This window comes from Aster yellows witches'-broom phytoplasma AYWB, from assembly GCF_000012225.1.
Lineage (GTDB): Bacteria > Bacillota_I > Bacilli_A > Acholeplasmatales > Acholeplasmataceae > Phytoplasma.
This window is the reverse complement of sequence record NC_007716.1, coordinates 541,547-557,162: the sequence shown is the minus strand read 5'-3', so window position 1 is coordinate 557,162 and position 15,616 is coordinate 541,547. Positions and strand designations below refer to the sequence as shown.

General features: G+C 28.2%; 10 protein-coding genes. 6 read left to right on the top strand and 4 right to left on the bottom strand.

Features of this window, described 5'->3' with window-relative positions:
* The first annotated feature begins 58 nt into the window (after positions 1 to 58).
* The 6 genes from glyA to AYWB_RS02610 all read left to right on the top strand — a co-directional run bounded on the left by glyA (position 59) and on the right by AYWB_RS02610 (position 10,518).
* Positions 59 to 1,309, top strand: coding sequence for a serine hydroxymethyltransferase (gene glyA / locus AYWB_RS02635; RefSeq protein WP_041639897.1), 1,251 nt, complete (start codon positions 59 to 61; stop codon positions 1,307 to 1,309).
* Between the two features lie 491 nt (positions 1,310 to 1,800).
* Positions 1,801 to 2,721, top strand: coding sequence for a ribosome small subunit-dependent GTPase A (gene rsgA / locus AYWB_RS02630; protein ID WP_011412816.1), 921 nt, complete (start codon positions 1,801 to 1,803; stop codon positions 2,719 to 2,721).
* 168 nt (positions 2,722 to 2,889) lie between these two features.
* Positions 2,890 to 3,981: a redox-regulated ATPase YchF gene (ychF, locus tag AYWB_RS02625; protein WP_011412815.1), complete on the top strand. Its 1,092-nt coding sequence runs from the start codon at positions 2,890 to 2,892 to the stop codon at positions 3,979 to 3,981.
* Positions 3,982 to 4,069: 88 nt separating this feature from the next.
* Positions 4,070 to 6,781, top strand: a complete 2,712-nt coding sequence (ileS, locus tag AYWB_RS02620; protein WP_011412814.1) for an isoleucine--tRNA ligase — start codon at positions 4,070 to 4,072, stop codon at positions 6,779 to 6,781.
* A 7-nt stretch (positions 6,782 to 6,788) separates the two neighbouring features.
* Positions 6,789 to 7,607 (top strand): YitT family protein, encoded by an 819-nt coding sequence (locus AYWB_RS02615; protein WP_011412813.1) that lies wholly within the window; start codon positions 6,789 to 6,791, stop codon positions 7,605 to 7,607.
* 154 nt (positions 7,608 to 7,761) lie between these two features.
* Complete coding sequence (locus tag AYWB_RS02610; protein WP_041639895.1) at positions 7,762 to 10,518, top strand: cation-translocating P-type ATPase; 2,757 nt, start codon at positions 7,762 to 7,764, stop codon at positions 10,516 to 10,518.
* A gap of 61 nt (positions 10,519 to 10,579) precedes the next feature.
* On the opposite strand, the gene AYWB_RS02605 is transcribed toward AYWB_RS02610, so the two are convergent.
* From AYWB_RS02605 to AYWB_RS02590, 4 genes are all read right to left on the bottom strand, one after another.
* Positions 10,580 to 12,076, bottom strand: coding sequence for a carboxypeptidase M32 (locus tag AYWB_RS02605; RefSeq protein WP_011412811.1), 1,497 nt, complete (start codon positions 12,074 to 12,076; stop codon positions 10,580 to 10,582).
* A 68-nt stretch (positions 12,077 to 12,144) separates the two neighbouring features.
* On the bottom strand, positions 12,145 to 13,014 hold the full coding sequence (locus AYWB_RS02600) for an ABC transporter permease (protein ID WP_011412810.1): 870 nt from the start codon (positions 13,012 to 13,014) through the stop codon (positions 12,145 to 12,147).
* 15 nt (positions 13,015 to 13,029) lie between these two features.
* Positions 13,030 to 13,965 (bottom strand): ABC transporter permease, encoded by a 936-nt coding sequence (locus AYWB_RS02595; protein WP_041639892.1) that lies wholly within the window; start codon positions 13,963 to 13,965, stop codon positions 13,030 to 13,032.
* A 61-nt stretch (positions 13,966 to 14,026) separates the two neighbouring features.
* Positions 14,027 to 15,568, bottom strand: a complete 1,542-nt coding sequence (locus AYWB_RS02590) for an ABC transporter substrate-binding protein (RefSeq protein ID WP_011412808.1) — start codon at positions 15,566 to 15,568, stop codon at positions 14,027 to 14,029.
* Positions 15,569 to 15,616 lie beyond the last annotated feature (48 nt).

The following is a 15,616-nucleotide window of genomic DNA, read 5'->3' as shown; positions in this document are numbered from 1 at the left end:
TTTCCAATAATTATATTAAATGCCCAAAAATACAAAAAGAAAAAGGTTGTGCCCAAAAATGAATCAAAAGTTAGGATTAAAAGACCAAGATCAAGAAATCTTTGATCTTATTGAACAAGAAAAAGCTAGACAAAAAGAAAATATCTTATTAATTGCTTCTGAAAATTTTGTTTCTCAAGCAGTATTAGACGCCCAAGGAAGTATTTTGACCAACAAATATGCAGAAGGCTATCCTCAAGCTAGATATTATAATGGTTGTAAAAATGTAGATCAAATAGAAAAAATCGCCATTCAAAGAGCAACCAAGTTGTTTGGTGCTAAATATGCAAATGTCCAACCTCATTCAGGCTCACAAGCAAATATGGGAGTATTTCAAGCTTTATTAAAACCTGGTGATAAAATTTTAGGATTATCTTTAATGGATGGAGGACATCTTACTCACGGTCATAAATTAAGTTTTTCTGGTGGATTTTACGAAGCTCATTTTTATAATGTCAATCCCCAAACTGAAATGCTTGATTATGATGAAATTCGTAAAGTTGCCTTAGCAGTTAAACCTAAATTAATTATTGCAGGATATTCAGCTTATTCTAAAACTATTAATTTTAAAAAGTTTCGTCAAATTGCTGATGAAGTAAATGCATATTTAATAGCAGATATTGCCCATATTGCAGGTTTAGTTGCTTGTGGTCTTCATCCTTGTCCCTTTGAAGCTAATGCCGATGTTGTTACTTCTACTATGCACAAAACGCTGAGAGGACCGCGTGGAGGTTTGATTTTAACTAATAAAGAAGAATTATTTAAAAAAATTAATCGTGGCATTTTTCCTGGTATTCAAGGAGGACCTTGCATTCATACTATTGCTGCTAAAGCTGTTGCTTTTCAAGAAGCTATGATGCCTTCATTTAAAGAATATCAAAAGCAAGTTATCAAAAATGCAAACACCTTTGCTAAAGCCTTCCAACAAAAAGGTTATCGCATTGTAAGTGGAAGCACTGACAATCATTTATTTCTAATTGATGTTAAACATAAAAATACTGAGTTTACAGGAGCCAAAATCGCAAACATGTTAGAAAAAATAAATATTGTTGTCAATAAAAATACTATTCCTTTTGATCAAGAAAAACCTTTTGTAACAAGTGGTATTAGAATTGGCACACCTGCTATGACAACAGTAGGGTTTAGAGAAAATGATTTTGTTGCAGTTGCAGATTTGATGGACAAAGCTATCAATCACTTGGACGATGAGTCTTATTTATCCCAAATTAAACAACAAGTTTTGGCTTTATTAAGTAAGTTTAATAAATAAAAAAACGACATCCCTATTTTCAACCATAAAAATAACTATTTTGTAATCTTACAATTTTACCATTGCCTAATTATATTGACAAAATATTAATAAAAAATTAACAAAAGACTCCTTAATAATAAGGAGTCTTTTCTTTTTTATGTAACAATTTTTGCCAGAAAACGTCAGCACATTTTTTATTTTTTTTGTTATAAACATTCTATTTGTAAAATTCGCATCCATAAAAAAAATTAGCAAATAAACTCTGGTTTTGCTTATTTAAATCCATTTTATCTTTATATGTAATTATTGTTTTTTTATATGTTATAATAAAAATAATTAATGATTTTTTTAATTAACTATAAAAAAGTTGCTCAAATTATAATAAATTATTATCTAGCATATTTTTCATCTCACACGTAGACAATTTAAAAATTTTTAAAAAGTAATTTATACAAAATAAGAAAAAAAATAATTAAAAAGATTTCACAATATAAAAAAGGAGTTATTATTTGGAAAAAGCTTTAGTATTAAGATTTTTGGCTGGAGTTTATTATATTAAAGATTTAGAAACTCAAATCATTTTGGAAGCTAAAAAAAGAGGCAAATTAAAAACCCTTGTTATCAAAACTACCCAAAAAGAAAATAGTTCTGCCTCTGACTTTATTATTAAAGTAGGTGATATTGTGCTTTATGAACTTTCTTGTGATACTTATTTAATTCAATCTATTTTGCCTCGTAAAAATGAATTAAAAAGACCTAATGTTGCCAATATTGACCAGGTATTGCTAGTTTTTTCCTTAGTAAAGCCCAATTTTCAATTTCTTTTATTAGATAAGTTTTTATTAATTTTAGAACAACAAAAATTAGATGTAGTTTTGGTTTTTTCTAAAATAGATTTGTTAGAACCCGAAAACTTTAAAACAATGCAACAACAATTATCTTATTACCAAAAATTTCAACACTTTTATTATATCAACTCCAAACAAAAAATAGGAATAGATGCCCTTAAACACATTTTTGCTAATCAAATTACAGTTTTGGCAGGACAAACCGGAGTAGGGAAATCCACTTTACTAAAAGTCTTAATTCCAGATGCCCAACTCAAAACACAAGAAATTTCTGAAAGTCTTGGCAGAGGCAAACATACCACTAAAAACGCACAATTATACGATTTTAATGGGGGATTTATAGTTGATACTCCTGGTTTTTCTAAGTTAGACTTAACTACTTTTTCCCCTAGGACTTTAAAGAATTTTTATCCTGATTTTTTAGAACATGTTTGTGATTGTTTTTTTGGTGAAAGTTGTTTCCATTTACAAGAAGAAAAATGCGGCGTCAAAAAAGCCTTAGAAAACGGCCAAATACTTCCCTCTCGATATCAAAATTATGTGATCTTTTGCGAAGAAATAAAAAACCAACCCAAATATTAGTTATTTTTTTCAACATTTTTTATATCATCATTTCAGAACTCAATTTAAGAATTGCTACAAGATTATATTTTATCTATTTTTTACACAATTTTATAACCATATTTTGCCCCTCAACAAAAAAACTACTCCCTATTTTTACAAAATAAAATACTATAAGGAAACTCAAAAATGAAAGTCGGAATTATTGGTTTGCCAAATGTGGGCAAATCTACTTTGTTTAATGCTTTAACTAAAATGCAAGTTTTAGAAGCTAATTATCCTTTTGCCACTATCGAACCTAATGTTGGCATTGTAGAAGTGTCAGATTCGCGTCTCCAAACTTTATCTCAAATTTTTCAATCTCAAAAAACTATTTCTGCTTTTATAGAATTCAAAGATATTGCAGGTTTGGTGTCAGGAGCTTCCAAAGGTGAAGGTCTTGGCAATCAATTTTTAAGTCATATTCGCAATGTAGATGCTATTTGTCATGTGGTTAAATGTTTTGAAGACCCAAATATTGCTCATGTGAAAGAGACAAATAATCCTGTAGAAGAAATTGATATTATTCAAACAGAACTAGCTTTAGCAGATTTAGAACAAATTGAAAAACGATTACTTAAACTAGGAAAACAAAAAAATAAACTTAACAAAGAATTATTGCAAGAAAAAGCGTTAATAACCAAAATCAAAACCCACTTAACTACCCAAGATTTAAAAAAATTGGTTTTTTCGGATGAAGAATTAAAGCTTGTCAAAACCTTTAATTTGTTATATTTAAAACCTTCCCTTTATTTAGCTAACATCAAAGAACATGATTTATTATCTTTGGATTCCAACGTTTTTTACCAACAAGTTTTAGCTTATGCTACTAAAGAATCCAAAAAAGTAATTCCTTTGTGTGTGCAATTAGAAAAAGAAATATCGTCTTTAGATTTTGCAGAAAAGCAACTTTTTTTAAAGGACTATGGTCTTTTGGAATCAGGACTTACTAAATTAATTCAAGAAAGTTATGATCTTTTAGATCTCCAAACTTATTTTACTGCAGGACCTAAAGAAGTTCGCGCTTGGTCTTTTAAAAAAGGTCTTAAAGCTCCTGAATGTGCTCGCATTATTCACACCGATTTACAAAAAGGTTTTATTAAAGCTGAAGTTGTTTCTTACTTTGATTTATTAGAAACCAAAACTTTTCAAAAAAGTAAAGAAAAAGGTAAAGTTCGCATTGAGGGTAAAGAATACATAGTTAAAGATGGTGATATTATTACTTTTAGATTTAATATTTAATTTTCATTTTTTCATTTAATTTTAAACTTTAATTCCGAATAACAAATAAAGCAATTTAACAACCCAAAAATAAGGAGATAAAAAAGATATGACAATAAATTATAAAACAACTCTTTTGATGCCAAAAACCGATTTCCCTATGAAAGGAAATTTAGGCAAAAACGAAATCAACATTCAAAAAAATTGGCAAACACTTGACTTATATCAAAAAAAATTACAACAAAATCAAGATAATGCCTCTTTTATTTTGCACGATGGACCTCCTTATGCTAATGGCAATATTCATATGGGACACGCCTTAAACAAAATTTTAAAAGATTTTATTATTCGTTTTCGGAGTATGCAAGGTTTTTACACTCCTTTTATTCCTGGTTGGGATACTCATGGTTTGCCAATTGAGGCAGCAGTTCTTAAAAAAACTTCCAAAAAAGCTTTTACTAGAAAATCTTTCCTAGATAAATGCCAAGAATTTGCCTTGGAAAATGTTAATAATCAAAAAAAGCAATTTCAAAGATTAGGGATTTTAGGAGATTGGCAAAATCCTTATTTAACGTTGGATAAAACTTTTGTTGCTGATCAGGTAAGAATTTTTGGAAAAATGGTTGCCAAAGGTTTAATTTTTAAAGCCCTTAAGCCAATTCATTGGTCACCTACTTTAGAATCTGCTTTAGCAGAAGCAGAATTAGAATACCACAATCACCAATCTCCTTCTGTTTATGTTGCTTTTAATATGAAAAAACTAGATATTTTTGATAATGTGGCTTTGGTGATTTGGACAACTACCCCTTGGACTTTGCCTGCCAATGTAGCAATTGCGGTTCATCCTGAAAAAGAATATCAATTAATTGAAGTTTTACAAAAACGCTATTTGGTAGGAACTAAAAACATTCCTTTTCTTCAAAAAGTTTTTGTTTGGAACCCAGAAAACATCAAATTTATTTCCACTTTTGAAGGAAAAACTTTAGAACATTTAACTTATCACAATCACCTTGCTTCCAAACCCGGAAAAATTATTTTATCACAACACGTTTTGGATGAAGAAGGAACGGGGCTAGTCCACATCGCTCCAGGACACGGTTTGGACGATTTTTTAGTAGGTCAAAAATATAATTTAGATGTTGTTTGTAGCATTGATAAAAAAGGTATGATGACAGATGTTTCCCAATATCAAGGTCTATTTTACACTAAAGCTAACGAAGCTATCATCTCTGATTTAGAAAAAAACCATTCTTTGCTTAAAGCAGATGTGATTTCGCACTCTTATCCTCATGATTGGCGTACTAAAAAACCAGTTATTTCTCTTGCACTTCCTCAATGGTTTGTCTCTATTAAAAAAATTAAATCTCTTTTGCTAGAAGAAGCCCAAAAAGTTAAGTGGATTCCACGTTGGGGGGGATTAAAAATGACTAATATGATTACTAATCGCGAGGATTGGAATATTAGTCGTCAAAGAACTTGGGGGATTCCCATTCCTATTTTTTACACCGAAACCCAACAACCCATTCTAGATTTAAAATTAATTAATCATGTAGCTGATTTATTCGAACAGCACGGAATGTATATTTGGTATGAATGGGATGTAAAAAAACTACTTCCTGAAAACTACACCCATCCCCAAAGTCCTAAAAATTTGTTTACAAAAGAACTAGATATTATGGATGTTTGGTTTGACTCAGGAACTTCTTATAGTGTTTTGAAAAAACGTAATCAAGTTTTACAAAGTGATGTTTATTTCGAAGGATCTGATCAATATCGTGGGTGGTTCAATTCTTCTTTAATTATTTCTGTAGCCACTCAAAATCAAGCCCCTTATAAAACTGTTATTACTCATGGTTTTGTTTTTGACGGAGAAGGCAAAAAAATGTCTAAATCTTTGGGCAATGTTATTGATCCATTAACTGTTGCTGAACAAAAAGGAGCAGATATTATTCGTTTATGGGTTGCAAACATTAATTATAATCTTGATGTACGCATTAACTCTTCCATTTTAAAACAAGTAGAAGATCTTTATCGTAAAATTAGAAATACCTTCCGTTTTATGTTAGGCAATTTAGATAATTTTAAAAAAGATACTAATTATATTGCCTTTGAACAAAGAACTTTTATCCATCAAGCAATGATGCTAGATTTTGAAGAAGTGTTAAAAAACGTATTACATTCTTATGATACTTATAATTTTGAAGGTGTGTTAAGACATCTATTCCCTTTCATTACTAATAAAATTAGTGCTTTTTATCTAGATTTTGCTAAAGATATTTTATACATTGAAAAAGAAGATTACAAAGAAAGAAAGATGATTCAATCAACTATTTATGATTTGTTGTTATCGCTTTTACAAGTTTTAACTCCAATCATTCCTCACACCACTTCGGAAGTTTACGGCTTTTTTCCTTTTGCTGCTGAAAAAGATATTTATTTAGAAAAAATGCCACAACCCAAAACACGACCAACTTCTCATCTTTTATTAGAATATCATAAATTTTTAATATTAAGAAAAAATGTTTTACAACATTTGGAAAAAGCAAGGCAAAGTGGACTTATTAATTCTTCTTTGCAAGCCCATATTACGTTATCATTAACCCAAGAAGAAATGCATGCTTTGGATGTTTTACAAATTAAAGATCAATTACATCAACTTTTTATAGTCTCTAAAGTAACACTTCAATTAAAAGATACTTTTGATGTTAAAGTTGCTAAGGCTTCTGGATATGCTTGTAAAAGATGTTGGAACGTAGTTATCAACAATCCCCTTAATCCTTTGTGCACACGTTGCCAAAATATATTGAAACAAAAGAAATAGGTGTATTATGAAAAATGGCATAGAAAATATTGCAAAATTCCCTCCAACAAAGAAAAAAAAACAATATGGTCAAGAATTTAAAAAAATATTACTTTTATCTTTATCCTTGATAATATATGTTTTAGTTTCTGTTTGGGCTTTTGATTGTACCCGAGATGGCGGATATAAAACCGATCTTTTTCCTACTGGGGTTATTGGTTTAGGTGATGTAATAGGTAAATTATTACATAAAGCAGGAAAGATTGAAACCCATAATATTATAGTTATTGCTGGTACTTTTTACTTTGTCATTAATGTTTTCTTTTTGTTTTTTATTTCTCGTCGTTATTTAGGTAAATATTTTACCATTACTACTGCGTTTGCAACTGTCCTTCTTTTTGTTTCGGTGTTTTTTATTGAAAATCAAGTTAAACAAGGTTTTTTATTTCATACTGAACGATTTTTTGGAATATTCAAAACTGAAAGTGATTTTTTAAGTGATATTACCAGAGTTTTTTTTGCAGGTATTTTAATAGGTATTTTTAATGGCATTCCTGTAAGAATCGGCGCTTCTACTGGAGGACTTGATATTGTTGCTAAATATTTATCTGTTTATAAGAAAAAAGATATTTCTTTTGTAGTGGAAATGTTTGGTTATATTATTATGATTTTTGGCGCTTTGGGTGTTTTTATTATTGGATATTTTTATAAAGAAACAGGTTTCAAAGAACTTATTACACAAATGTCTTTATCGCTTTTTTATACTGTTTTACGTATTAAATTATCTTCCTTATTTATGGGGTTGATAACTTTTGTTCCCAAAAAAGAAACGAAACTAAACTGCTAAAACGGTTTAGTTTTTTATTTTATTTGAACATTTTACTTATTTTTTATTATTTGTGAAACCCAACTTCATAATATATGCAAAACAAATTAAAATTTTTACTTTTTGCTTTGCACAAAACATTTTTTTGTATTTATTATTAAATAAAGGAATTTTAATGAAACATTCATTTAGTCAAAAAAACCCTGAACAATTGCAAGCATTGTTACAAACCAAAATCACAAAAGGGCTTACTGACAAAGAAGCCTTGCAAAGACTGCAAATTAACGGCAAAAATCAAATCCAATCCCTTACCAAACCCACTTTTTGGCATCAATTCCAACAACAATTTAAAGATTTTTTAGTTATTGTACTTTTGTTAGCAGCTACAATTAATTTTGCAATTGGTATTTTACAAGGCAACAAAGAAGAACTTTTAGAAGGTTTTTTTATTTTGATTATTGTCCTTCTTAACGCCTTTTTAAGTATTTATTATGAAACCCAATCTCAAAAAGCTTTAGCAAATGTTTCGGAAAAAACTTCCCTTAATGCCAAAGTAATAAGAGATAGCAAACATCTTTTAATTCCTATGCAAAATTTAGTGATAGGAGATATTGTTATTTTGGAAACAGGCGATATTATTCCAGCCGATATGATACTTTTAGAAACATTTAATTTATACGTAGATGAATCTTTGTTTACAGGAGAATCGCAAGCTGTTTTAAAAAGTGCTTATGTTTGTTTCAAAAATGAAGTTCTTACTAATCAAAACATGGCTTTTATGAATACTGTTATTTTAAAAGGAAGAGCCAAAGGAGTGGTTTGTGCTTCAGGAATGCAAACCGAAATTGGAAAAATTACCCAGTTCATTACTCAACCTCAACAAGAAAAAACACCATTAGAACAAAATATTGCCAAATTAACTAAAAAGTTAACTTTGACAATTGGTATAATTATTTTCCTTAATGGTTTATGGACTATTTTCAAAAACATTTATAACTCAACTTTTAGTTCCCACATTTTGAAACATACTTTTTTGGATGCCATTGCTCTTGCAGTTGCTGCCATTCCTGAAAGTTTATTAATTATTATGACTTTAATTTTGGCTTTGGGGATGAAAAAACTTGCTCTTAAAAAAGCTATTGTTAAAAATTTAAAAACCTTAGAAACTTTGGGGGATGTTAATGTTATTTGTACTGATAAAACAGGGACTTTAACTCAAAATAATATGACTGTTAAAAAAATTATAGTTTGTAATTCTTTGGAAAAAATAATTCCCTTTTGCGTGGAAGATATTAATGCGCCAAAACCCTTTAATTTGGAAAAGTTACTTTTATTTGGTATTTTATGCAATGATGCTTTGATTAGTGTTACAAAAATAACCAAAGATACAACTTCAAACAACTTAGAAATTATTGCAGATCCTACTGAAAAAGCCTTTATTAATTTAGCTTTGTTTTATCAATATGATGCTTTTGCACTCAAAAAGCAATATCCTCGCTTTGCAGAAATTGCCTTTGATTCCCAAAGGAAATTGATGACCACTTTTCATCATAAAGACGGGCTTATTTATGCTATTACTAAAGGTGCTCCAGAAGTTTTATTGCAAAAATGTAGTCAAGTTCAATATCAAGAACAAATAATTGAAAAAGATTCTAAAATAACAAACACATTAGAAAAACAAATTAGTCAATTAAGTGAGCAATCTTTGCGAGTTTTGGGAGTTGCTTATCGTGCTTTTTCTATTGAACTAGAAACAAATCTTAAAAAAAATCCTAATATTTTTGAACAAGATCTTATTTTTTTAGGGGCAGTCGCGATGGAAGATCCCATTCGAAAAGAAGTTTTGCAAGCTATTTTTAAATGTAATCAGGCACGCATCACTCCGATTATGATTACAGGGGACCATTTAAAAACTGCTTTTGTGATTGCCAAAAAATTAAATATTTTATCCCAACCTCAAGATTTAGCTATTACAGGAGATGAATTAACTCAAATGCCAGAGGAAGAATTTTTGAAAAAATTATTGCAAATTAAAGTTTATGCAAGAACTAATCCTCATCATAAATTAAAAATTGTGCAAGCTTGGCAAAAAAAAGGTTTTGTGGCAGCAATGACAGGAGATGGCATAAATGATGCTTTAAGCATTAAACAAGCAAATGTGGGAATTGCTATGGGAATTTCAGGTACTGATGTTTGCAAAATGGCATCAGATATGATTTTAACAGATGATAATTTTGCTACCATTACGAATGCTTTAGAAGAAGGACGAAATATTTTTAATAATATTAAAAAAAGTTTAGTTTTTCTTTTGAGTTGTAATGTTGGTGAAATTATTTTGATTTTGCTTGGTAATTTTTTAGGAATTTTCTTTTTTGGGTGTGATTTTAAAATTTTGACTGCTTTACAAATTCTTTGGATTAATTTAGTCACTGATTCATTGCCAGCGATGGCTTTGGGGATAGAACCACAAGAAAAAAATTTTATGTCGCCAAAAACTTATAATCCTAAAGTCAGTTTACTGAATAAAAAAACTTATCAAAAAATTATTTTGGAAGGATTTTTAATTGGTCTTTTGGCTTTTGTGGCTTCTTTGATAGGTTATCATAATCATGATAGTGATAAAATAAGATATGCTCAAACTTTTGCTTTTATGGTTTTGGCATTTTCACAATTGATTCATGTATGGAATTTGAGAAGTTTTTGTACTTCTGTTTTTAAGTTAAAAATAAATTCTTTTTTGATTAAAGCGTTTGCCATTAGTGTGTTTTTGCAATTAATCATAATTTTTGTCCCTTTTTTAAGAGTTTTATTTCAATTAATTTCTTTAACAACAAAGGATTTTGTAATTATTTTATTGCTATCTTTGATTCCTTTGTTGTTTGTAGAAATAAAAAAAAGATTTTTTCATTTTAAATGCAATAAATGTAGATGATATTAAAAAACAAAAAAAGACTCTTTCAAGAAGAGTCTTTTTTTTTTTTTATATTATTAAATTAATTATTCAAATATTTATTTTCTAAATATTGTAAAAAGGTTTCAGGGTTAATTTGGGGCATGCCTGTTGCTTTGAAAACAAATTCTTGGTTGGTATAAAAAGAACCCCAGTTTCTTATGTTTTTGTTTAAATATTGATTTAAAGTTTCAAATTTTCCTGTTTTAAAACTCTCTTTAATATTGAGATTTGCTTGTTTAATTTTTTTCATTATCATGGATGCCAAAATAGCTCCATTTAAATAGCTAGGGAAATAACCAAAACTTCCTTGAGGCCAGTGAATATCTTGCAAGCATCCAAGACCTACATTGGGTGGTGTAATTCCTAGATATTCTTTCATTTTGCAATCCCAAAAGTGAGGTAAATCATTTAAAGATAACTGATTAGAAATTAATAATTCTTCAATTTCAAAACGTAAAATAACATGGAAAGGATAAGTTACTTCATCAGCATAAATACGAACAAAATCAGGTTTAACTTGGTTGGCTTGTTTAAATAAATTTTGTGGAGTTAATGAAGGGTTGTAAAAGTTTACTTCTGTTTTTAAAATATCTACTAAGTAAGTTAAAAATTCTTGAGATTTAGCAACTTGTTTTTCCATTAATAAAGATTGGCTTTCATCAAAAGAAAAGCTTCGTGGAGCTCCTACTGGTTGATTTTTATATTGTTGGGGTAAATTTTGGGCGTATAAACCATGTCCTACTTCGTGTATAGTTGCTAAAAAGCTATCTAAAAAATTGTTTGTATTATAATTGGAAGTAAGGCGAACGTCATAAGGAGTGCCTCCACAAAAAGGGTGGATTGATTCATCAAGGCGACCATAATTGCAATCAAATCCTATTTTTGGCATAATTATTTGATTTAATTTTTTTTGTTTTTCTAAAGGCATTGCAATATCTTTGTAAAGGTGTTTTTCTTGTTCTTGTTTTTGCAAAATTTTTTTCATTAAAGGTGGTAATTTTTCTTTGATTACGTTAAATATTTGTTTGTTTTTGGTAGCAGTCATTTCATAGTCGTATTGATAGATTAGAGCATCATACAAAGAAACGCCTAATTTTTGGGACCTGAGGTTTGCTATTTCTTTGGTGTAATTGAGTACTTTTTGAAAATAAGGTTTGAAGCTGTTATAATCATTATTTTTTTTGGCTTGTCTCCACATTAGCTCTGATTTTGTAGTTGCTAAAATTAAATTATTTTTTAGTTCTTCAGGGATTATTTCTTCTGATTGTATTTTGGATGTTATTTCTCGTAGATTAGCTTGTTGCCAAGAATTGAGAGTTTCTTGTTCTTGTTGTGCTTGTGAAACCCAATTTTTGGTTTCTTGGGAAATTAATAGTTTTTTGATAATTCGGGTTAAATCAATTATTTCAAAAGTACGACTTTCTTGGGAGCCTTTTTTAATGTTGCAGGCCATATCCCAGCGTAATATATTGATAATATTTTTTAAACGACCAATTTTTTCAAACCTTTGTTCTAATTTTTGATAATTAATCGACATATAAGAATTCCTTTTTGAATTTGTTGATTTTTTTTTGGTTTGGTTATGTTTGTTCTTTTTTTAAAATTTTAATGTTTTTCTTTTGGATTAAAAAGTTGGATTAAGCCTTTGCCTATTAAATTAAAGGATAAACTAGTTAATAAAATGACAACGAAAGGTCCAAAAAATAAATGAGGATGGAATCTAAAATGGCTTTTACTTTCAAATAAAATTCTGCCCCATTCAGGAACGTTAGGATCAAGCCCTAAACCAACCATTCCTAATGCTGATATAGCTAAAATAATGCTGCTCATACTAAGTATTATTCTGGTTATAAAAGGAGCTAATATGTGGGATAAAATGTGTTTGGAAATAATATGCATGTGGGTTGCTCCTAAAGCTTTGGATGCTTGAATAAAACTTTTAGCTTTGATTTGCATAGTGTTAGTTCTAATAGAACGAATAAAGGTGGGAATATGGGAAATACTCAAAACAATAATTAAAGCAAGAATCCCTTTTTTGAAAAAACACATAATTAAAATAGCTAAAATAAAATCAGGGAATACTACTAAAATATCACATATAAAATTAATAATACCATCAAACATACCACGAAAATAACCAGATAGAATTCCTAAAAAACCACCCACAAAAGCACTAATCATAACAGCAAAAAAACTTATTTGTAAAGTAATTTTGGCACCTTCTAAAATAAGACTAAATAAATCATATCCAGTAGAATCAGTTCCCATTAAATGATTCCAACTGATTTGTTGTAAAGGTTTTTGGTTTTGGGAATTAAAAGGTTTATAATCATAAGGTAGATAAGATATTATTAAAATAGTTAAAACTAAAATAGTTAAAAAAGAGCATCCAATTATAATATTTTTATTTTGCAAAAATTTAGTTATTTGATTTTTTATAGAAAAAAAAATAGATATTTTTTTATTAATATTCAAATTTGTTACCTCTTTCTATTGGTTTTTATCCCCTTTGCTTATTTTAGGATTTAACCAAAAATAAACTAAATCTAGACATAAATTAAAAATAGCTATAAATAAAGCTAATAAAATAATACAACAACGAAGTACAGGATAATTTCTATTTTCAAAAGATTCCAACATTAAAGTTCCTACTGCTCTTATGTTAAATATTTTTTCTGTTATAATAGAACCACCAATTAAAAAACTAAATAGTAAGCCAATATGAGCAACAATAGGGATTAAAGCGTTTTTGAGGGCGTGTTTAAAAATGATGTTTTTTTTTGATAATCCTTTAGCATAGGCTGTTTTAATATAGGGTTGCGCTAAACATTCTTTTATTTTGGTTTTGGTAGTTTTTAATACCGAACCACTAATTACCAAAGATAGAGTTAAAATGGGCAAAACTTTGCATCTTAAATTATTCCATCCTGAAATAGCAAAAATAGGAATACCTCTATTGGTAGCTAAATAAACACGCAATAGATATCCTATAATAAAAGCAGGAGTAGAAATCATTAAAATAGCATAAAATTCTAATAGAGTGCTTTTCTTGGTGTTATCAAAAAAGGCTGATAAGTTGCCTAATAAAATACCCAATAAAGAACCTATCAAACAGCTAAAAAAAGCTAATTGAAAGGTTTTTGTAAAACTTTCCCAAAAAAGTTCTAAAGCTGGTATTTGATTTTTATGATAAGATTTTCCAAAATCAAATTTAGAAAATATTTTTTTTATATATTGGGGAAACATTTGATTTAAATCTAGGTCTTGTGTTATGCGTTTTATTTCTTCTGGGCTTGGTTTTTGTTGTTCAAACATAGCAGAAATAGGGTCTCCAGGAATTAAAGTAATAACAAAAAAACTAATTATTATAACTGCAATAAAAATAGTAAAAGCGTAAAAAATTTTTTTACAAATATATTTAATCAAAATAAACCTCACAATCTTAATATTTATAAAACAAATTCTTTACTTAATATTTGATTTCGTATTATATTTTTTTTATTTGAGTAATATCAAAATGACCAAATTTATTGGTTTTGAGTCCCTTTTGTATTTTGCTAGTCGTAATGGTGAAATTTTTTGAAGAATATAAAGGAATGATATAAAATTGGTCGTGGATGTATTTATTTACATCTTGAACTGATTTTTCAAATGTTTTTGAATCCTTAGCTTTCAAACCAGCTTCTAAATTTTTTTTTATTTTATTTTCATCTTTTTCATCCACATGACAAAAATTATAACCTTTTCCTTGTATAAAATAATCACATAAAACTTTATGACCGTATTCTAAATCGTAATTTTCTCCCATAAATAATATGTTTAAATCATTGGTATTTATTGATTTTTCTATAAGAGCATTAAATTCCATTTGTTCTAATTCGACTGTAAATCCTACTTCCCTTAAACCTTCTACTATTTTTTTTGTTAAATCCAAGGGTTTGCTTTGGGCTATTCCTAATTTTAATGTTTTGTTTTCTATTGGAAGGGTTTTAATTATTTCTTTTGCCTCTTCAACATTGGTTGGATTATGTTTCAAGTTTTTATCATACCCTATTAAACCATTCGGAATATAACTTTCTAAAGGGTTTGCTTTTAATTGTAAATCTTTAATATATTTAGAAATATCTAAAGCTTTTGTGATAGCTTTTCTTACTTCTAAAGTTGTAGATTGTTTATTAATATAACAATATTGAGCAGAAATGCCTTCGCCTTCAATAATTTTAATGTTTGATAATTTTTGCGATTCTAAATCTGTAATTCTTTCAAATGGATAGTTAAAGGTAGCATCAATATTTCCTTGTTCTATTTCTTGTAAAACAGTATCTGGGTCTGGTATAATTTTTATTAATATTTTTTCAGGAGCATTGTTGCTAGTTTCCCCATTATAATATTTGTCAAAACGTTCTAATAAGATAAAATCATTTGGTACCCATTCTTTTAATTTGTATGGACCTGTACCAATTTTAAGACTTTCATTAGGATTTTTTTCTACAGCTTTTTTGTTTAAAATTCTAATAAAATGAGTAAAATAAAAATCCCAAAAAACTACATCATTTTTTAAGGTGATTTTAAATTGGATATTATCTATTTTTTGAATATTTTCAACAAAACTATACATATCATTTTTATTTTCTTTTCCTCTATTAATTGAAAATTCAATGTCTTCGAATGTTACTTTTTCGCCGTTATGAAAATATGCATTATTCCTTAATGTAAAAGTAATTTCTTTGCCTTTTTTTTCACACTTATCAACTAATTTAGTAATTATTTTTTCATTATTTTGTTCATCAATTTTAACTGATAATAAATTATCATGGATACAACGAAAAAAACGATTTCCTATAGCTGTTTGGCTGAATTCTTTTTTAGTTGGATCTAGACCATTAATATCGGTATTAGAAGCTATTTTGATAGTTGTATTGTCTTTATTTTCTATTGAATCTTTAACTAAATGATAAGTAAAAATAACAATAATGAAAATAGCTATAAAACCTAATATCAATAATTTAATATTTTGTTTTTTTATCATATAATTTTATTTTCTTCTTTTTTAAATTTTTATAAAATATTTTAATGT

Coding starts and splice junctions, on each gene's coding strand:
- ychF (WP_011412815.1), top strand. CDS start 2,890: ATGAAAGTCGGAATTATTGGTTTGCCAAATGTGGGCAAATCTACTTTG.
- AYWB_RS02590 (WP_011412808.1), bottom strand. CDS start 15,568: ATGATAAAAAAACAAAATATTAAATTATTGATATTAGGTTTTATAGCT.
- glyA (WP_041639897.1), top strand. CDS start 59: ATGAATCAAAAGTTAGGATTAAAAGACCAAGATCAAGAAATCTTTGAT.
- AYWB_RS02610 (WP_041639895.1), top strand. CDS start 7,762: ATGAAACATTCATTTAGTCAAAAAAACCCTGAACAATTGCAAGCATTG.
- ileS (WP_011412814.1), top strand. CDS start 4,070: ATGACAATAAATTATAAAACAACTCTTTTGATGCCAAAAACCGATTTC.
- AYWB_RS02605 (WP_011412811.1), bottom strand. CDS start 12,076: ATGTCGATTAATTATCAAAAATTAGAACAAAGGTTTGAAAAAATTGGT.
- AYWB_RS02615 (WP_011412813.1), top strand. CDS start 6,789: ATGAAAAATGGCATAGAAAATATTGCAAAATTCCCTCCAACAAAGAAA.